An 18,702-nucleotide genomic window follows, 5' to 3' on the forward strand; every position below is an offset into this window, starting at 1 on the left:
TTTATTGAGTTATACGCTGTAGACCCTATATATTGAAAATAAGTAATAAATTTGATTGGTATTTTAAAATCGAAATATTTTTCATTAGTAAAGTAATTTATTGTAAAATAACTGTCTGTGAATCAGGTTTTAGTATATAAAAAAATTATATATATGTTGTATTAAAGAAATTATAATTATACTTTTACATTAAGATAAGAGAATTTTATAAAAGTATAAATTCTAATAATATAATTTTAATAGTACAACATATATATTAATAAAATAAAAATTTATTGTAAAATAAAATTATTTTTCATATCCATTTGGATGATTCTTATGCCAGTTCCAAGCTGTTTCTATAATAGTTTCTAAAGAGTTAAATTTAGGTTCCCAACCTAATTCTTCTATAGCCTTATCAGATGATGCTATAAGTATAGCAGGGTCTCCAGCTCTTCTAGGTGTAATTTCTGCAGGAATTGGATGTCCTGTAATTTTTCTAGCTACCTCAATAACTTCTTTTACTGAAAAACCAGTACCGTTTCCAAGATTATAAATTCTACTTTCTTCTCCATTCATTAATCTATTTAATGCAAGGGAATGAGCGGAGGCTAAATCTGAAACATGAATATAATCTCTTATACAAGTACCATCTTTAGTTTCATAATCATCTCCAAAAATCATAATTTTTTCTCTTTTACCTGTTGCAACTTGAAGAATTAAAGGAATTAAGTGAGTTTCAGGAGTATGATCTTCACCAATTTTACCATTTAAATGAGCACCAGCGGCATTAAAATATCTTAAAGCTGTAAATTTTATACCATAACATGCATCACACCATTTTAATATTTTTTCTACCAACAACTTTGATTCACCATAAGCATTAGTAGGTAAATTTTTATCAGATTCAACAATAGGAATGTTTTCTGGCTCACCATAAGTTGCAGCTGTAGATGAGAAAACTATATATTTAACATTATGATATTTCATAGCTTCTAAAAGAGTTATAGTTCCAGAAACATTATTATTAAAGTATTTTAAAGGTTCTGACATACTTTCTCCTACTAATGAGTATGCTGCAAAATCAATAACAGCTTCTATAGTATTTTCAGTAAATATTTTATCTAAAATAGCTCTATCTCTAAGATCGCCTTTGTAAAATTTTCCACCCAAAAGAGCGGATTTATGTCCTTTTTCTAAATTATCTAATATAACAACTTCCTTTCCTTTTTCTAGTAATTCAGCTACCATATGGCTTCCAATATAACCAGCACCACCACAAACTAAAATTGACATAGTAAATTCCTCCTAGTAAAAAAATTTTATTAATTATTATTATAATAGAAAATTTTACTAAAATGAATATACATATAAAATATTTGAATAAATTTTCTATATATGGATAAAAATTAAAATAACAATTGTTTGGAGGTTATATTAAATGAATAAAATAGTATTATTAGGCAGATTAGTAAAAGACCCTGAATTAAGAAAAGTAGAAAATAGTGATAAAGTATATACTAAATTTACAATAGCAGTAGGAAGAAATTTTAAATCTGCTAATGGAGAAAGAAAGTCAGATTTTATTCCAGTTATAATGTGGGATAAAAAAGCAGATATTGCATGTAAATATTTAAAAAAAGGAGATATGATAAGTGTAAGTGGTCGTTTAATTACACGAAGTTATGAGGATAGAGAAGGAATAAGAAGATATATTATAGAAGTTTCAGTAGAAGATTTCAGAGTTGTAAATTCAGGAAAAAATCATGGAGGAACATCTACATCAGAATAATGTATTAAAATAAAAAATAATTAAGCTTATTTTTATTATAAAAGGACTACTAGTAAAATTTTTTAGTAGTCCTTTTATAATAAACTATTTTTCTAGTGTAGATTTACCAATTATTTCACCAAAATTAAATGCTTCTTTTAATTCTTCTTCAGAAGGTTTAAATTTTACTTTAAGTCCAGGTGTAGGTAGTTTCATTTTTAATTCTGTTAATCTAGACTCTATTCTAGGAACAGCCTCCCCGCTCCAACCATAAGAACCAAAAGCACCAGCTATTTTTCCACCATGAACTATTGGGTTTAATTTAGCTAATAAAATTCTTATTGGTTCAAGAAGTTCATTTACAATTGTTGGAGATCCGAAAAGTATGGCATCAGAAGTTGATATAACTTCTACCAGTTCATCAATATTATAATTTATTACATTATATAATTTTACTTCAAATTCACCACTAGCATGGATGCCTTTAGCTATTTCTTTAGCTAACATTTCAGTATATCCATAAGCAGAAACATAGAAAATAGTAGCTTTTTTAATTTTATTAGGAGTAGCTGGCTGGCTCCATTCTTTATATAAATCAATTACTTTCCAAGGGTTATTTCTTAAAATTGGACCATGACCTGGACAAACAGTATTGATTTGTAAACTTTCTATTTTATTTATTGCTCTTAATACGTGTGGTTTAAATGGTCCCATTATGCAATTAAAGTAATATTTTAATGATTCCATATAGTCTTCTTCACTAGGAATTAAATCATCAAACATTTCTTCACAAGAATAATGGCTACCAAATGAATCGCATGTCACTAATAGTTTATCCTCTTCAATATAAGTATATATTGTATCAGGCCAATGTAAATTAGGAACTGATAAGAATTTTAATGTTTTATCTCCTAAAGATAAAGAGTCACCTTCTTTAACAGGAATAGAATTAAAATCTTTATTTACAATTTCTTTTAAATTTCTAATAGCTATAGAAGAAGCAACTATTTTTGCATTAGGAGCTAGTTCTAAAAGCTTAGAAATAGAACCGGAGTGATCAGGCTCAGTATGACTTACTATAATATAATCAATATTTTTTATGTCAATATTAAGTTCTTTTAAATTAGCAATATAATCATCAAAGAACTCTAACTTAACTGTTTCAAATATAGCTATTTTTTCACTACCTTTAACAACGTATGAGTTATAAGTTGTTCCAAAAGGCGTGTACATTATAATATCAAAAATTCTTAAATTAGGGTCTTGTGCACCTACCCAATAAATATTTTCTAAGATTTTTAAATGCTTCACTATTATTTCGCTACGTAAATTAGAATAAGTACGTAGCTCCTCCTTTCTAAAGTTAATATATTTTAAAAATTTTATAAGACCTAAAACATTAATACTAGTATGATAGTGACAATATATTAAGCAATATCATACTAGTATTATAATTTCTATATGTTATTTTTATTATACACTTTTAAAAACAAAAGTAAATAGATGTTACATAACAAACTGTATTAATTGATAATAAATTGCTATTAATTAAATGTTTGAATTATTAATTATTTTTTGATTTTTTTCTTAAAACAATAGCACCAATAGTTGACAATAGTCCTCCTAAAAATAATAGTGAGGATGATGATAGTGGTGAACCTGTATTAGGAAGATTATCATTATTATTTCCAGGTTTATTATCTTCAGAACCGTTATTATTATCCTCAGAACCATTATTATTATCTTCAGAACCATTATTATTGTTATTGTTGTTTTCTTCATCATTAGGAACATCTAATTTTTCATTTAATCCATAAACTTCAAATTCATATATTCTTGCAGCTTTATCTCCACCTTGAGTAGCTTTATCTATATTAAATTTAACGTATCTAGCTTCAGTTACTTTTATGGGTTCTTTTGATACAGCTGAAGAATTTCCTATTCTATTAATAACAGGAGTGAAGTTTTCTCCATCATTACTTAAAGATATAGTATAACTATGAGTATTATAGTCTTTTCCTTCTCCACCAACTTCAGCATTTTGAATTACAAATTCACTTATGGTTTTATTTTTTTCTAAATCAATAGTAAATGAGTGAGGACCGTCTCCTACAGCACACCATTTAGTTTTATTATTTCCATCTATAGCAAAGGAAGGGTTTTCGTTGTCATTAACAAAACTAGATGCTGTTATATCTTTATCTAAAGCTAAATTAGAAATTTTATTTAAAGCTGATTTTGAAACAGTTATTATATCTTTTTTTTCTTCAATACTTTCACCTGAAGTATTCTTAGCTTTTAGAGTTACAGAATAAACACCTTCTTCTTCAAAAATTACAGTAGGATTAGATTCAGATGTTGTTTCTATATTAGCGCCTTCAAATATCCATTCAATTTTTTCTGTTGTTTCAGAACTAGTATTTGTAAATGTAACTTCTCCACCAGGAGCTATTAAAGTTTTTGATACTTCAAATGATGCTGTTGGAGTAGGGTAATCAGGCCATTCTATAGTTATATTTGAAGAAGAGCCTGTTTTATAATTATTATTTATAGCTATAACTTCAAAAGTAGAACAATTTTCTTTCCCATTTCGTCTTAAATTATCAATAAAAAAATTAGTATTAGGTGTAGCACCTAAAAATGTTTTAGTACCATCATTATTTAACCTGTAAATTTCATAGTGATGAGTATTAGTTTTTGATATATCACTAGACTTCCAACATAGTCTAATATCTGCAAATATTCCATCTTCAAAAAATGTATCTTCAATAACTAAATTATTTACATTAACTATTTCATGAGAATTAGTATTTTGTATAGATATATTTCCTAAATTAATTTTAGCGTTTTCTAAATCGGTTGAACTTGAAACTTTATAAGAAATAGTTTTAATAGATTTTCCTATATATGGTGAAATATCATATGTTAAAATAGTCCAATTGTTTTTTAATGTATTATTAGATTTTATTGTAGCAGTTTCACCATCATGGAATTCTAAAACAAGATCCATGTTAATTTCTTCACTTGAATTAGATTTTGCAACAGTTGTAAATGATAAATTATTACTTAAATGCAAATCAGCACTAAAAAGTTTAATAGTAGAATATTTATTTGCAGATAAATTACCATTAAAAGATATGGAATTTCCACCGTAATAAGCTGTTGAATAATCTAAATTAGCATTTAAACTGTTTCCATCTTCATTTTCAATAATCCATTTATAAGTAGGTTGAATATCTTGTAAACTCCTATTATTCCAATCTTGAGAAGTAAATTTTTCACCATTAACATAGAAATCTGTTCCATTTCCCATAGAAAAGTTGCTTATAAAAGGAGTTTTATTTATTACATTTTTTTCTACTACAAAATTTGATATACCTTTCCATTCCATGTCTTGTGCATTAGTAATTTTTGAAGGATTTCCATGTTCATTAACCCATAATCTATTTTCTTTTTTTTCAAATTCTTCAGGAGTTTCAGAAGAAAAATATGTCCAACTAGGACAATATAAACCTAATGAAGTAAAAGGTGCTTTACCATCACGTTGAAATAAATTCCATCTAATAGGAGTATTAAAACCATTTGCTTGTACATCAATTCCAGCAAAAAGGTCATATTGATTTAATCCTAATTCTTCAGCTTTTAAATTTGAATTAAAAAGCAAGTCATTATCAGCTAAATTTTTATTTGTCCACCAAAAATTTAAAAACATATTATCTGCAACAGAATTACAATTATCATCTACTAAAAACATTTTGTTTTTGTTTGTAAGAGCATTTTGCCAATCCATTGCACCATTATTAGTCATTGAATCATACCAAGTAATTTGCAAATTTGGTGCATTTTTTTTAAAGTATTGGATAAATTCTTGCATTAATTTAGCATGTTCAGTAGTTGTACCTTCAGTTTCTTGATTTATAAACCAACCATCAAATCCATAAATAGTAGCTACTTGAATAAGTTTATCAGCTAAAGGAAATCTGCCTAAAGCATCCTTTTGTAAAAATTCATTAAGCCATTCTAATTTTCCACCATGAGTAGATTGTGGGAAGAAAACAGTACCTAGTACAGGAACTCCATTTCTGTGTGCTGAATCTGTAACGTCAGCGCTAGGTGGAACAATTATTCCTTCACCAGCAGATCCACCCCAATAAACTAAAGTATCAATATATTGCCAATAAGAAAAAGTATTAGATGAAAATGTATTAGAACCTTGAGTTGGGTTACCACTAGTACTTGAATTCATTATTGAAATAGCTAAAACTTTAGTATCTTTATTTTGATTTTCATTTATTGCATATAAGTTTTCTTTATCTGTTCTTTTCGCAAGTGGAATTGTGCTTTTATTAAATTTAGCATCCATATCATTGTTTACATCCCAATTAAGTAAATCTTTAGGATACCAATATGGTGATATAGGTTGAAGGTGTGAAGTTTTTTTATCTTTATAATATTGTTGTTCTATTTGCAAGTTCTGTTTAGCATAAATTACTCTTGGTATATTATTAGTAGAAAATGCAAATGTTGCAAATATGCATAATAATATTTTTCTTCTTTTACGTTGTTGTTTTTTATTCATAATCTTTAAGTCCCCCTTAAAACCTGGAAAAAAATTTTATAAAACTATTGTGACTTATATTTTTTAAAATATTAAGAGGATAAATTATTGAAAAGTTGTAAAAAATCCTTATGTAAAAGTTTTCTATAGATTTACATATAAACCTTTATTTAGCTAAAAAACGATTGATTTTAAAACTAAATAAATACATAAAATTACATTAATAACATTAATGTGTAAATATAAGCGAGGGCTTAAAAATAATCTGTCGTTAAATAACGATAAAAAAATAGAAAACTAGAACATGATTTGACATATTTCTTTTAATTTGAATGATAACATAGTATATAGATTAATGCTTTACAAGAGAGATAAGGGGAATTTAGGGGGGATACCATGAAAGTTATTAGAAATTTGTGTAATACTGTGGAAGTAGGAGAAATAAAGTACAAGTATTTTTATAGATTAACAAAGACTAAATTTAGAAATACGGATGCTTATGGTATAGAAGTAGAGAGACAAGATGTAGTTGGAAATGAGTTAATTAATATTGAGAGAGATAGTATAGAAAAAATTACATGCAAATTAGAAAAAGTAGAAAATTTAATTAAGTTATTATATGATTATAATGTATCTCCAATGCATTTAATAGACATACTTGGAGAATATGTTGATGAATATATTTTAGATTTCGACAAATGTGCATAGTTTAATGTAATATATTTAGAGTGGAGGTGCAAGGGCACTTTCCTCTATATTTACTAAATTATATTGTGAGCTTTGGAGGATAAAATATGATTTTAGGAACAGGAATAGATTTAATAGAAATACAAAGGATTAAAAATGCTATAGAAAACAATTCTAGGTTTATGGAAAAAATATTTACATACAAAGAAATAGAATATTTTAAAAAAAGGTCTATGAATAGTGAAGTTATTGCTGGAAATTTTGCTGCAAAAGAAGCCGTTAGTAAAGCATTAGGTGTAGGAATTAGAGGTTTTTCTTTTAAAGATATAGAAGTTTTAAGAGATAATTTTGGAAAACCAATAGTTACTTTACATAATGGAGCAAAGTTTAGAGCAAATAATTTAAGTAAAAAGACAAATGAGTATATTATTCATTTGACAATATCTCATGATAAAAACAATGCTATAGCATATGTTATTTTTGAGGAGTGATAGCAAATGAAAATAGGAACTGCACAATCTATTAAAGATATTGACAAGATGAGTATAGAGATAGGAATTCCTAGTATGGTGCTTATGGAAAATGCAAGTTTAAAAGTATTGAAAAATTTAGATTTAAAAAAAAGCAATTATACTGTAGTTGCAGGCCCTGGAAATAATGGGGGGGATGCATTAGCTTTAGCTAGACATTTAATCTGTTTAGGTAAAAATGTAGATATATTTTTAATAAATGCTAAAAATAGGTTTTCTAAAGATTGTAGACAAAATTATCAAATATTAAAGAATATAAATGCAAATATAATTAATATATCTCATGATTACGATTTCACAAATATAAAGGAAAGTTTGATTTTAAATGATATAACGATAGATGGAATTTTTGGAATAGGGTTAAGTAAAGAAGTTACAGGTATTTATAAGCATACTATTGATTTAATAAATAAATATTCTAAGAACATTGTATCTATTGATATTCCATCAGGTATGAATAGTGATAATGGAAACATAGAAGGCACTTGTGTTAAAGCAAATAAAACAATAACTTTTGAAATATTTAAAAAAGGTTTTTTAAATTATGGTAATTCAAATTATTTGGGGGAAGTTATTTTAGAACATATAGGAATTCCTAGAAATATTATAAGAGAAACTGTAGAAGATATGTTTTTAACAACTAAAGATTTTGTAAAAGAACATATGATAAAAAGAGAAAGATACATGCATAAAGGAAATTTTGGGAAAATAGTGTTGTTTTCAGGAATTTCAGGATTTTCAGGTGCTGCATACATATGTACAGAAGCCGCAGTAAAAAGTGGGGCAGGATTAGTAACTTTATGTTGCGATAAAGATATACAATCAATTTTAAGTTCTAAATTAATAGAGGCAATGACATGTAATTTTGAACAAAAAGATTTAATTAACAAATTAATAAAGTCAGCCAATGCTATAGCTATTGGACCTGGTATGGGGAATAATTCAAATACATTAAATTTACTAATTAGCATAATTGACAAAGGAAATTGTCCTATAGTAATTGATGCTGATGGAATAAATGTATTAAAAGATAATATTAATTTATTAACTAAAAGTAAGAATAAAATAATAATAACACCTCATCCAGGAGAAATGAGCAGATTAACAGGATATTCAGTAGAATATATAAATAATAATAGAATTGATGTAGCAAAAGAATTTGCAAAAAAATACAATATAATTATTTTATTGAAAGGATATTATACTGTTATAACTGATGGAGATAAAGTTTATATAAATCCAACAGGAAACAGTGCAATGGCTTCAGGAGGTATGGGTGATTGTCTAACAGGCATTATAAGTTCAATGATTGGACAAGGACTATTCCCTTTAGAAGCAACAGTAATTTCTGCTTATATACATGGTTATATTGGAGAAAAACTTTCAAAAAATAATTATTCAGTTACTGCAAGTGACATAATAAAAAATATACAAAGGACAATAAAAGATTTAATTATAGAATAACTTGTAATTAAAAGCATAAAAGTTATAGTTTATTAATAATATTTATGTATAGTACTTATTTTTAGGAGGATATATGAAAAAAAAATTAAGTACGATACTATTTATTATATTGTTAATAATTATTGCTATCGTAGGCGGATTAGCTATTTGTCAAAAAAAGGTTACTAAAATTACTCCAGAAGATATTCTAAAAAAAACTTTTGAAGTTAACGCTTATAACACTGACATTACATATACCGTGAAAAATGCACGAGGTCAGTTTGAAGAAGAGGGCTGTATAGAATACCATAAAGATCAAGGAACAAGAATAAAATTAAAAAACAAAGAACAACTATTTAAAAATGATAAAATTACTATTAAATATTCTAATGAAGATAAAATTTTTGAAGTAAATAAAGACTTTGATAACTTTTATAGATATTTATTTATAAATGAGATACCAAGTTTTTTAAGAGATGAAAACACAATAAGTTACAATTTGCAAACGTTAGAAGAAAAACAATACTTAATTCTTGAATTTAATACACTAAGTGGAAATGATAACCTATATAAAGGGAAAATATTAATAGATGCTGTTGAAAAAGTGCCAGTAGAAACTATTATATATGATAAAAAAGGTGAAGAAAGAATTATAGCTAAATATAAAAATTTTAATAGAAGTAATAAAAAATAAATCATAGATATTATATTAAATAATTATCTAATTAAAGTTAATTTTATATAAAGAATTAAGGAGAAATTTATATATAAGTTTCTCCTTAGGGTATATTTTGTGAATACATTAACAAAAAATATTTTAATTAAGTACTTAAAATAAGGTGTACATAAGTTATATTATAGTATTTTTTCTTTAATATATAAGAGAATTTTTAAGATGTTTAATATAGGTTGAGTTTTCAGTATTAAGGTATTTATAAAAACTTTTAAATAAATCACTATAAAAGGACTAATACAAGAGTAATTACATATGATAATAGAATTGATAATAGAATGATTTGATGTGAAAAAATAGTAATTTTGTGTAGAAAAAAATAAATAGATAAAAAACTAAGGAGGAATCCTTTGACTTTATGGCATAATTTGTAATATAATAAAATACATATTGAATCTTTTTACATTTAAGGAGAGTTGAAATATGTCAAATTCAAAGGTCACTAAGCATTTTTTTAAAAAAGAAGAAAAATTTAAAAAAAACAGTCAATTAAATAAGGATATCTTAATATCATATAAAGAGAAGAAAAATATTATGCATGATAAAACAGAAGATTTTTATGAAGTCATGAAGCGTGGATATGAGGAAATGGGGGAAATAAATCTTCTATATGCAGAAGAAGCAATGGATTTAGCTTTAAATGATCAATTAGAATACGAGATGTGGCTTGGCGGAGTGTGATAAGAAAATGACTAATATGAATGTAAAAAGAGGCGATATTTTTTATGCTGATCTTAGTCCTGTTGTAGGATCAGAACAAGGAGGAATAAGACCAGTAATAATAATACAAAATGATATAGGTAATAGATATAGCCCTACAGTTATAATTGCGGCTATAACATCTCAGATAAATAAAGCAAAATTACCAACACATGTAGAAATATCTTCAGAAGAATATGGATTAAATAGGGATTCTGTTGTTCTTTTAGAACAAATTAGAACATTAGATAAAAGAAGACTTAAAGAAAAAATAGGACATATGACTGAGGAAGATATGAGAAAAGTTAATAAAGCTTTATTAATAAGTTTAAATCTAGAGTAATTACTTATAACAATTAAAATGAACTTATATTTAATTTAATATTATAAAATAAAAATGGATTTCTAATTTTTAGAATATCCATTTTTTGTTTTTTAGCATTATTAATTAATATAAAAAAAATATAATAAAAACAAATAAAATTACAGTTATATCCAAAAAAATAAAAATATGTTAGAATTATTTTTGTTAAAGTAAAGAATACTAAAAACATAATTACATAAATTTCGCATAAAAATAGGAGGCTTATTATGAGTACTATAGAAAATTTAAAATTTATGTCTCAAACTATTAGGAAAGATATTATTTCAATGTTAACAGCATCAGCATCAGGACATCCAGGTGGTTCTTTATCTTCAGCAGATATAATTACTACTTTATATTTTCATGAGATGAATATAAATCCCAATAATCCTAAGGATTCAAATAGAGATAGATTTGTATTATCTAAAGGTCATGCTGCACCAGTTTTATATAGTGCTTTAGCAAGAAGAGGATTTTATAGTGTTGATGAGTTAGTTACTTTAAGAAAGTTTGGTTCAAATCTTCAAGGACATCCTAATATGCATGATGTGCCAGGAGTAGATATGTCAACTGGTTCTTTAGGTCAAGGAATTTCAGCTGCTGTTGGTATGGCTTTAGCTGGAAAAATAGATAATAAAAGCTATAGGATTTATGCAGTTTTAGGTGATGGAGAATTAGAGGAAGGTCAGGTTTGGGAAGCTGCTATGGCAGCTGCTCATTATAGATTAGATAATCTAACAATATTTATAGACTTTAATGGGCTACAAATTGATGGTGATATAAAAGAAGTAATGAATCCATGTCCTATTGATAAAAAATTTGAAGCTTTTGGATGGAATGTAGAAGTTATTGATGGACATGACTATGAAGAAATTATAAATGCATTAGAAAAAGCAAGGAAAACAAAAGGAACCCCTACTTGTATAGTTTGTAATACTATTAAAGGAAAAGGAGTTTCATTTATGGAAAATCAATCAGCTTGGCATGGAGCAGTTCCCAATAAAGAGCAGTGTGAAAAAGCAATTAAGGAGATAGGAGGGAGATTATAATGGAAGGTAAAATAGCAACAAGAGAAGCTTACGGAAAAGCATTGGCTGATTTATCAAAAGAAAATGAAAATATTGTAGTTTTAGATGCAGACTTATCTAAATCAACTAAAACTGCTGATTTTAAAGCAGTATGTGAAGAAAGATTTTTTAATATGGGAATAGCAGAAGCTAATATGATGGGAGTTGCTGCGGGATTATCTACTTGTGGAAAAATTCCTTATGTTAGTACTTTTGCCATGTTTGCAGCAGGAAGAGCTTTTGAACAAATAAGAAATTCTATATGTTATCCAAATTTAAATGTAAAAATTTGTGCAACTCATGCAGGGTTAACTGTTGGAGAAGATGGAGCTTCTCATCAATCCATAGAAGATTTAGCTTTAATGAGGAGTATACCAAATATGACAGTAATATGTCCCTCTGATGCTGTTGAAACAGAAGCAGTTATAAAAGCTGTAGCCAATCATAATGGACCATGTTATGTAAGGTTAGGAAGAGCTACTGTAAATGTAATAAACAATAGAGAGAATTATAATTTTCAGATTGGCAAAGGAGTTGTTTTAACAGAGGGTTCAGATGTTGCTATTATAGCAACAGGAATAATGGTTCAGGTTGCTTTACAAGCAGAAGAAGCTTTAGCTAATGAAGGAATAAATGCAAAAGTTATAAATATACATACATTAAAACCACTTGATAAAGAGTTAATAATAAAAGTTGCTAAAGATATAGGAACAATAGTTACAGTAGAAGAACATAGTATAATTGGGGGACTTGGAGGAGCTGTAAGTGAAGTAGTTTGTGAAGAATATCCAGTACCGGTTATAAAAGTAGGGGTTAAAGATACATTTGGAGAAAGTGGAAAACCAAATGAACTATTAAAAGCATATGGGTTAACATCTTTAGATGTAATTAATGCAGTTAAAAAAGCTATTAAACTAAAAAAATAATTTAAACATAGTATTAAAGCAAATAACATAAGAAAAGTCATGATTTTTGATTGTCAATCTAAAACCATGACTTTCTTTATTATTCTTAATTCTAAAATTAGAAAAATAATTACATCTTAAAGAATTATTTTGGAAAAAATAATATTGAAATAATAAATTTTAATTTTATTAATTATAAGAAAGTGAGGGTATTAAATTAAATGAGTAAAAAGATTGCGAAAGAATATGGAGTTATTACATTAGGAGTTATTTTATTAGCTATAGGATTAGAATATTTTTATTATCCTAATGATATAGTTGCAGGTGGAGTATCAGGCTTAGCTAAAATTATTAATAGCCAATTTGGAATGTCACCAGCTACATTTATGAATATTGCAAATGTTATATTGTTTACTTTAGCATTTTTATTAATAGGTGGAAGTTTTGGGGGACGTAGTATATATGCTGCTTTTGGATTATCAATTTCATTAACTATTTTAGAAACTATATTTCCAAAGGGAGCAGTAACTGATGATATGTTATTAGCAACTATTTTTGGAAGTGTAGTTAGTGCTATGGGAATAGCATTGGTTTTTAGTCAAAATGCTTCTACTGGAGGAACAGCAATAATTGCAAAACTTTTTAATAAATTTTTTCATATTGAAATAGGAAAATCATTATTAATGGCAGATTGTGTGGTAATAGTTTTAGCTTTATTTACATTTGGAATAGATAAGGGCTTGTTTGGATTAATGGGTGTTGTTATAATGGGAACATTGATTGATTATATAATAGATGGATTTAATTCTTGTAAACAGGTTATGATAATTAGTAATAAATCAGATGAAATAGCAGATGTAATTATGAATGAAATAGATAGAGGATGTACAAAACTTAATGGAGTAGGTGCATACTCTAAAAAGCCTATTACTGTTTTATATGTAGTTGTTAATAGACGACAATTTATAACATTAAAGAATAAAATTAGAAAAATTGATTCTAAAGCTTTTATAACAGTAAATGAAGTAAAGTCGGTTTTTGGAGAAGGATTTATAGATTTAGTAGAAATGTAACTAAATATTGTGTTATAATAGAATAAATTTTGTATAAAATTTGCTTTTTGTATAAAAAAGTCGAACATTGACTATTTAAGGAGTGTTTATATGATCGAATTTAAGAATGTTAGTAAGATATATAATAATAGTGTTAAAGCTCTTTCTAATGTAGATGTAACAATAACTAAGGGTGATTTTGTATTTCTTGTTGGTCCAAGTGGAGCTGGTAAATCAACTTTTATAAAGATGTTATTAAAGGAGGTTGAACCTTCAGAAGGTATTATAACAGTTGGAGGAACAGATTTATCTACTATAAAAAGAGGGCAAACTCCATATTATAGAAGAAAGATAGGTATGGTTTTCCAAGATTTTAGATTGATACCAACTTTGAATGTTTATGAAAATGTTGCTTTTGCTATGAGGGTAGTAGAAGCATCACCTAAAGAAATAAGAAAAAGAGTTCCGATGGTATTGTCATTGGTAGGTTTATCAAATAAATATAAGATGTTTCCAAATGAATTATCAGGAGGAGAACAACAAAGGGTTTCTATAGCGAGAGCTATAGTAAATAATCCAGAAGTATTAATTGCAGATGAACCAACTGGTAACTTAGATCCTGAAACAGCGAGTGAAATAATGAGTTTAATAGACGATATAAATAAAGCAGGAACTACTGTACTTATGGCTACTCATGCTAAAGAAATTGTTGATAGTATGAAGAAAAGGGTTATTGCGATAGAAAGAGGAGAAATAGCAAGGGACGTTAAGAAGGGAGGATATGAATATGAAGTTTAATAGTTTTTTATATTTCATATCAGATGCTTTCAAAAGCTTAAAGAGAAATAAAACTATAAGTTTTGCTTCTATGGCTACTGTGCTTGCAACTTTATTTGTGTTTGGAGCATTTTTATTAACAGCATTAAATGTTAAAGCTGGAATCTCTAATGTGCAATCAAAGGTAGAGATAAAAGTATTTTTAAAAGATGATGTTACTAAAGAACAACAAGAACAAATAAAAAAAGCAATGAGTAGTGTACAAGGTGTTAAGGAAGTAATTTATGAATCAAGGGATGAAGCATTAAAAAATTTCCGTGAACAAATGAAAGAGAATGAAAGTATTTTAGAAGGTTATGATGAAGCTAACAATCCAATGCCAGCATCATTTATAGCTAAATTAGATACACCTGATGTAGCTACTTCAGTTGAAAAAGCTATAACACTTTCTGATGGAAAGCTAATGATAGGGGTAGAAAGTATAGGTAATGATCAAGAGTTAATAGATACAATAAATTCTTTTGCAAATACGATTAAGTGGATAGGCGTTGCATTATTTATAGTATTAATTGCAGTTTCTTTATTCTTAATTGTAAATACAATAAAAATAACTGTTTATTCAAGAAGAAGAGAAATAGGAATAATGAAGTTTGTTGGAGCAACTGATTGGTTTATAAGATGGCCATTTATAATAGAGGGTATTGTTATAGGAGTAGTTGGAGCAATTATAGCAGACTTGTTGTTATTTGGATTTTATGATTTGTTAATATATAGAAAAATGACGCAGGGGATAGTTATGACACAATTTGTAACACCAACGTATATTGTAACAGTTATGTTAGCTTGGTTTGTAGCTGCAGGTGCTTTAATAGGTACATTTGGAAGTATAATTGCACTTAGAAAATTCTTGGATGTATAGTTAAAATTTGGTTTTTAAAGTATAATATAGAGTATATAATAAGCTTAAAATACATAAAATATAAAATGGTGTATTTTAAGCTTTTTTTGAAAGGGTTGATTTTATGAGATATGATAATAAAGATAAATTACATGAAGCTAAAAATTGCAAAAAAAAAGTTATAAAAAACATAGCTTTAGGATTAGCTTTTGTTACAACTTCAGTAATTTCTGTGTATGCTGGTAATGTTTTAACTGCTAAAGGTATTTTACCAATAACTACTGATAGAAAAATACAACAATCTTTAGAAGGAATTAACAATGTAAGTGAATTCTCTAAATTGTTTTCAATGAGAGAATTATTGTATAGATGGTATGATGGAAACATTGATGATAACGCTTTAGTAGAAGGTGCTATGAAAGGAATGGTGGCATCTTTAAAAGATCCATATACTTATTATATGAATTCTGAAGAGTATTCTGATTTCAAAGAAAAAAGTGAAGGTAATTATATGGGTGTAGGTATTCAAGTTGGGATTAAAGATAATAAAATAACAGTGGTATCTCCTATTGAAGGGTCCCCAGCAGATAAGGCTGGTGTATTATCTGGAGATGTAATATTAGCTGTAAATGATGTGCCAGTAAATGGAGAAGAGTTAAACAAAGCTGTTTCTATGATGAAAGGAAAAACTAAAGATGAGGTTAAATTAACATTATTTAGAGATGGTAAAGGAAAGTTTGATTTGCCTGTTAAAAGAGATGTTGTAAAGATGATTAATGTAAAAGGACAAATGCTTGAAAATGGTATTGGGTATATACAAGTTATGGGATTTGATGAAGGTACAGCAAAAGCTTTTAATGCAAAATTAAAAGAATTATTAGATAGTGGAATGAACGGATTAGTTCTCGATTTAAGAGGTAATCCTGGTGGATTTATGAAAGAATGTGTTGATTTAGTTTCTAATTTTGTTCCAAAGGATAAGACTATAGTTTCTACAATTGATAAATACGGAAATGAGGAAAAAAATGTTTCTAAAGGTGGTATGGCTCAAGGATTACCATTAATTGTATTAACTGATAAAGGTACAGCATCAGCAGCAGAAATTGTAGCAGGAGCTATTAGAGATTATAATTTAGGAACATTAGTAGGAACTACTACTTTTGGAAAAGGTGTTGTTCAAGTAGTTTTAGATAATAAAGAAGACGGAACAGCATTAAAAGTTACAATTTCTAAGTATTATACTCCAAATGGGGAAAATATACACAAAACAGGAATTAAGCCACATGTAGAGATTGAGTATCCAAAAGAATTGACTGAGAAACAATATAATCGAGCACAAGATCCACAATTCAATAAGGCATTAGAGGTACTTAAAGACAAAATGAATTAATATGGAGGATCAGTTTTTATGGATTTATTCATACAAACCATAACATCAGTTTCATATGCTATAGTTAGTCCAGAGTTAGTATTTGTATTATTATCTCTAGGGATACTTCTTTATTTTAAAAATAGAAAGATAGTTTTTATGCAAAGGTTAGTAATGGGAGAGATGTTATGCTCTCCCTTAGAACTAACTTTATCTCAATTAGTTTTAGGAATTATAGGCGGACTATTGGCTAGTTTATTATTAAATTTTTTAGGAGTAACATTTTATGAAAACTCTGGTATAGAATTTGTTTTTATATTATCTATATTAAGTTTTTTATATAAGCCTAAATATTTTAATTTTCCTTATTTAGCAACAATGTTAGGAATAATAAGTATAGCTATGGAATATTTAACAAAATTTAATATCAATATTCCTATGATACATATAGAAATAATTTCTTTAATTATGATAGTGGGTATAATTTCTTTTATACAAGGATTATTAATTATTATAGATGGGCAGAAAGGGTATATCCCTATTTTTACTAATAGAGATGAAAAAATATTAGGAGGCTTTGCATTTAAAAGATATTGGACATTGCCAGTATCTTTGTTAATAATAATGGGTTCATTAAAATCACCAGAAATAAATAATGTAATAGTAACTTCTAATTGGTGGCCTTTAATAGATAATAAAGATATATTATCTTTATTAGGAACTACAGCTTTAATTATGATGCCTTTATACGGATTTGTTGGATATGAAGCTGTTACATTTACTAGAAAGAAAAGAGAGAAAACCACATTATATGGTGGTTTAATATGTTTATATGGAGTTATAGTATGTATAATAGCTCAAATCATAAGAGTAAATAAAATCTTCCAGGTGATTTTACTTTTATTAATTCCAATTTTATATGAATTAATAAAGTACATAGATAATAAATTAGAACAATCAAAAGCACCACTTTTTATATCAGATAATGAAGGGATATGTATCTTGGAAGTTATTCCTAATTCATTAGCGTTTAAACAAGGAGTAAGAAGTGGAGATAAAATAATAGAAGTTAATGGAGAAAAACCATTAACAGAAACGGAAGTATTAAAAGCTATAAAAGAAAATTATTATGGAACTAACTTGAAAATAAAAAATATTAAAGGTGAAATATTGGAATATAAAATAGAGCCTGGTAATAGAGAAAAGAGATTTGGAGTTGTTTTAGTACCAAAGTATTCTAAAGAGCGGTATACAATGGAAGAAATGCTACAAAAGGTAAAAAAATTAAAAAATAAAGATTAATCTATAGGGCCAGTTGCTTATTTAGTAACTGGCTAAAATATTATAATTCATAAAAGTACAAAAGAAATAGGGTATTTTTTATTTTAATTATTAAAAGATAGTGTAAAGTTTAATATGAAAAAATAGGTTAGATATTATTTTGAAAATATTATTTTTAAAAACTATCAAAGATTATTTTTAGGTACAACAAAAAGACCTTCTATGAGAAGATTTTAAAAATATTGGCTTAACACCAAAATATTAAATTGATTTTAAATTTATGTAGTATTAAATTCGTGCATGTTTAAAATTGTTTGTTGTCCTAAACTAATAAGTATTTGCCACTTAGCAGGCATATTATCTGCATTTTTGAAAGCTTCAAGTTCATTTAGTGCTTTCCAATAGCTATAAGGATGAGGTCTTAGAAAGTTGTAGTAAGCAACCCATAAGGATACTCCATACAAGGCACCATCTTCACTACCGTAACCACAGGTTACACGATAAGAAGATTTAAATGTACGGTTTAAACGTTCAACAACTTGCTTAAACCAACGATGCTCTGAGGAAACTGCATCATCATTTTTAAGTC

Annotated in this window: 17 protein-coding genes and 1 pseudogene; 14 read left to right on the plus strand and 4 right to left on the minus strand. The window is 27.0% G+C overall.

The annotated features are described in order from the left end of the window. Window positions 1-288: 288 nt before the first annotated feature. A complete protein-coding gene (galE, locus tag GBZ86_RS05065; RefSeq protein ID WP_152888375.1) occupies window positions 289-1,275 on the minus strand; it encodes a UDP-glucose 4-epimerase GalE in 987 nt (328 codons plus the stop codon). 145 nt (window positions 1,276-1,420) lie between these two features. Between galE and GBZ86_RS05070 the strand changes: the two genes are divergently transcribed. After that, a complete protein-coding gene (locus GBZ86_RS05070) occupies window positions 1,421-1,771 on the plus strand; it encodes a single-stranded DNA-binding protein (protein ID WP_152888377.1) in 351 nt (116 codons plus the stop codon). 84 nt (window positions 1,772-1,855) lie between these two features. Here the strand turns inward: GBZ86_RS05070 and GBZ86_RS05075 are convergent, their stop codons facing one another. Then, window positions 1,856-3,061: an FprA family A-type flavoprotein gene (locus GBZ86_RS05075; RefSeq protein ID WP_327444159.1), complete on the minus strand. Its 1,206-nt coding sequence runs from the start codon at window positions 3,059-3,061 to the stop codon at window positions 1,856-1,858. 253 nt (window positions 3,062-3,314) lie between these two features. Beyond that, window positions 3,315-6,329 carry an endo-beta-N-acetylglucosaminidase gene (locus GBZ86_RS05080; RefSeq protein ID WP_152888410.1) on the minus strand — a complete coding sequence of 1,005 codons (3,015 nt, stop codon included), beginning with the start codon at window positions 6,327-6,329 and terminating at the stop codon, window positions 3,315-3,317. A 375-nt stretch (window positions 6,330-6,704) separates the two neighbouring features. Between GBZ86_RS05080 and GBZ86_RS05085 the strand changes: the two genes are divergently transcribed. The 13 genes from GBZ86_RS05085 (at window position 6,705) to GBZ86_RS05145 (ending at window position 18,134) form a co-directional block, all read left to right on the plus strand. Beyond that, on the plus strand, window positions 6,705-7,016 hold the full coding sequence (locus GBZ86_RS05085) for a DUF6514 family protein (protein WP_152888379.1): 312 nt from the start codon (window positions 6,705-6,707) through the stop codon (window positions 7,014-7,016). 86 nt (window positions 7,017-7,102) lie between these two features. Next, window positions 7,103-7,486: a holo-ACP synthase gene (gene acpS, locus GBZ86_RS05090; RefSeq protein WP_152888381.1), complete on the plus strand. Its 384-nt coding sequence runs from the start codon at window positions 7,103-7,105 to the stop codon at window positions 7,484-7,486. Between the two features lie 6 nt (window positions 7,487-7,492). Continuing rightward, entirely contained in the window at window positions 7,493-8,989 is a 1,497-nt protein-coding gene (locus tag GBZ86_RS05095; protein ID WP_152888383.1) for an NAD(P)H-hydrate dehydratase, read from the plus strand. Between the two features lie 73 nt (window positions 8,990-9,062). Then, entirely contained in the window at window positions 9,063-9,662 is a 600-nt protein-coding gene (locus tag GBZ86_RS05100; protein ID WP_152888385.1) for a germination lipoprotein GerS-related protein, read from the plus strand. Between the two features lie 462 nt (window positions 9,663-10,124). Beyond that, entirely contained in the window at window positions 10,125-10,382 is a 258-nt protein-coding gene (locus tag GBZ86_RS05105; RefSeq protein WP_152888386.1) for a hypothetical protein, read from the plus strand. A 7-nt stretch (window positions 10,383-10,389) separates the two neighbouring features. Further along, window positions 10,390-10,743 carry a type II toxin-antitoxin system PemK/MazF family toxin gene (locus GBZ86_RS05110; RefSeq protein ID WP_152888388.1) on the plus strand — a complete coding sequence of 118 codons (354 nt, stop codon included), beginning with the start codon at window positions 10,390-10,392 and terminating at the stop codon, window positions 10,741-10,743. 248 nt (window positions 10,744-10,991) lie between these two features. Beyond that, the gene (locus GBZ86_RS05115) at window positions 10,992-11,813 is read left to right on the plus strand and encodes a transketolase (RefSeq protein ID WP_152888390.1); all 822 of its coding nucleotides are present in this window, start codon (window positions 10,992-10,994) and stop codon (window positions 11,811-11,813) included. After that, window positions 11,813-12,757 (plus strand): transketolase family protein, encoded by a 945-nt coding sequence (locus GBZ86_RS05120; protein ID WP_152888392.1) that lies wholly within the window; start codon window positions 11,813-11,815, stop codon window positions 12,755-12,757. The genes GBZ86_RS05115 and GBZ86_RS05120 overlap by 1 nt, the downstream gene beginning before the upstream one ends. Window positions 12,758-12,957: 200 nt before the next feature. Then, the gene (locus GBZ86_RS05125; RefSeq protein WP_152888394.1) at window positions 12,958-13,809 is read left to right on the plus strand and encodes a YitT family protein; all 852 of its coding nucleotides are present in this window, start codon (window positions 12,958-12,960) and stop codon (window positions 13,807-13,809) included. Window positions 13,810-13,899: 90 nt separating this feature from the next. Continuing rightward, entirely contained in the window at window positions 13,900-14,586 is a 687-nt protein-coding gene (gene ftsE, locus GBZ86_RS05130; protein ID WP_152888396.1) for a cell division ATP-binding protein FtsE, read from the plus strand. Further along, window positions 14,576-15,484: a permease-like cell division protein FtsX gene (ftsX, locus tag GBZ86_RS05135; protein WP_152888399.1), complete on the plus strand. Its 909-nt coding sequence runs from the start codon at window positions 14,576-14,578 to the stop codon at window positions 15,482-15,484. Before ftsE ends, ftsX begins: the two co-directional genes overlap by 11 nt. 103 nt (window positions 15,485-15,587) lie before the next feature. Beyond that, on the plus strand, window positions 15,588-16,853 hold the full coding sequence (locus GBZ86_RS05140) for a S41 family peptidase (RefSeq protein WP_152888401.1): 1,266 nt from the start codon (window positions 15,588-15,590) through the stop codon (window positions 16,851-16,853). 18 nt (window positions 16,854-16,871) lie between these two features. Continuing rightward, window positions 16,872-18,134 carry a PDZ domain-containing protein gene (locus GBZ86_RS05145; RefSeq protein WP_152888404.1) on the plus strand — a complete coding sequence of 421 codons (1,263 nt, stop codon included), beginning with the start codon at window positions 16,872-16,874 and terminating at the stop codon, window positions 18,132-18,134. Window positions 18,135-18,391: 257 nt separating this feature from the next. Here GBZ86_RS05145 and GBZ86_RS05150 read toward each other — a convergent pair. After that, window positions 18,392-18,702, minus strand: a pseudogene (locus tag GBZ86_RS05150) (transposase); the annotation flags it as partial.

Origin of the sequence: Clostridium tarantellae, from assembly GCF_009295725.1 — a bacterium.
GTDB classification, from domain to species: Bacteria; Bacillota; Clostridia; order Clostridiales; family Clostridiaceae; genus Sarcina; species Sarcina tarantellae.

Coding starts and splice junctions, on each gene's coding strand:
- galE (WP_152888375.1), bottom strand. CDS start 1,275: ATGTCAATTTTAGTTTGTGGTGGTGCTGGTTATATTGGAAGCCATATG.
- GBZ86_RS05070 (WP_152888377.1), top strand. CDS start 1,421: ATGAATAAAATAGTATTATTAGGCAGATTAGTAAAAGACCCTGAATTA.
- GBZ86_RS05080 (WP_152888410.1), bottom strand. CDS start 6,329: ATGAATAAAAAACAACAACGTAAAAGAAGAAAAATATTATTATGCATA.
- GBZ86_RS05085 (WP_152888379.1), top strand. CDS start 6,705: ATGAAAGTTATTAGAAATTTGTGTAATACTGTGGAAGTAGGAGAAATA.
- acpS (WP_152888381.1), top strand. CDS start 7,103: ATGATTTTAGGAACAGGAATAGATTTAATAGAAATACAAAGGATTAAA.
- GBZ86_RS05095 (WP_152888383.1), top strand. CDS start 7,493: ATGAAAATAGGAACTGCACAATCTATTAAAGATATTGACAAGATGAGT.
- GBZ86_RS05100 (WP_152888385.1), top strand. CDS start 9,063: ATGAAAAAAAAATTAAGTACGATACTATTTATTATATTGTTAATAATT.
- GBZ86_RS05105 (WP_152888386.1), top strand. CDS start 10,125: ATGTCAAATTCAAAGGTCACTAAGCATTTTTTTAAAAAAGAAGAAAAA.
- GBZ86_RS05110 (WP_152888388.1), top strand. CDS start 10,390: ATGACTAATATGAATGTAAAAAGAGGCGATATTTTTTATGCTGATCTT.
- GBZ86_RS05115 (WP_152888390.1), top strand. CDS start 10,992: ATGAGTACTATAGAAAATTTAAAATTTATGTCTCAAACTATTAGGAAA.
- GBZ86_RS05120 (WP_152888392.1), top strand. CDS start 11,813: ATGGAAGGTAAAATAGCAACAAGAGAAGCTTACGGAAAAGCATTGGCT.
- GBZ86_RS05125 (WP_152888394.1), top strand. CDS start 12,958: ATGAGTAAAAAGATTGCGAAAGAATATGGAGTTATTACATTAGGAGTT.
- ftsE (WP_152888396.1), top strand. CDS start 13,900: ATGATCGAATTTAAGAATGTTAGTAAGATATATAATAATAGTGTTAAA.
- ftsX (WP_152888399.1), top strand. CDS start 14,576: ATGAAGTTTAATAGTTTTTTATATTTCATATCAGATGCTTTCAAAAGC.
- GBZ86_RS05140 (WP_152888401.1), top strand. CDS start 15,588: ATGAGATATGATAATAAAGATAAATTACATGAAGCTAAAAATTGCAAA.
- GBZ86_RS05145 (WP_152888404.1), top strand. CDS start 16,872: ATGGATTTATTCATACAAACCATAACATCAGTTTCATATGCTATAGTT.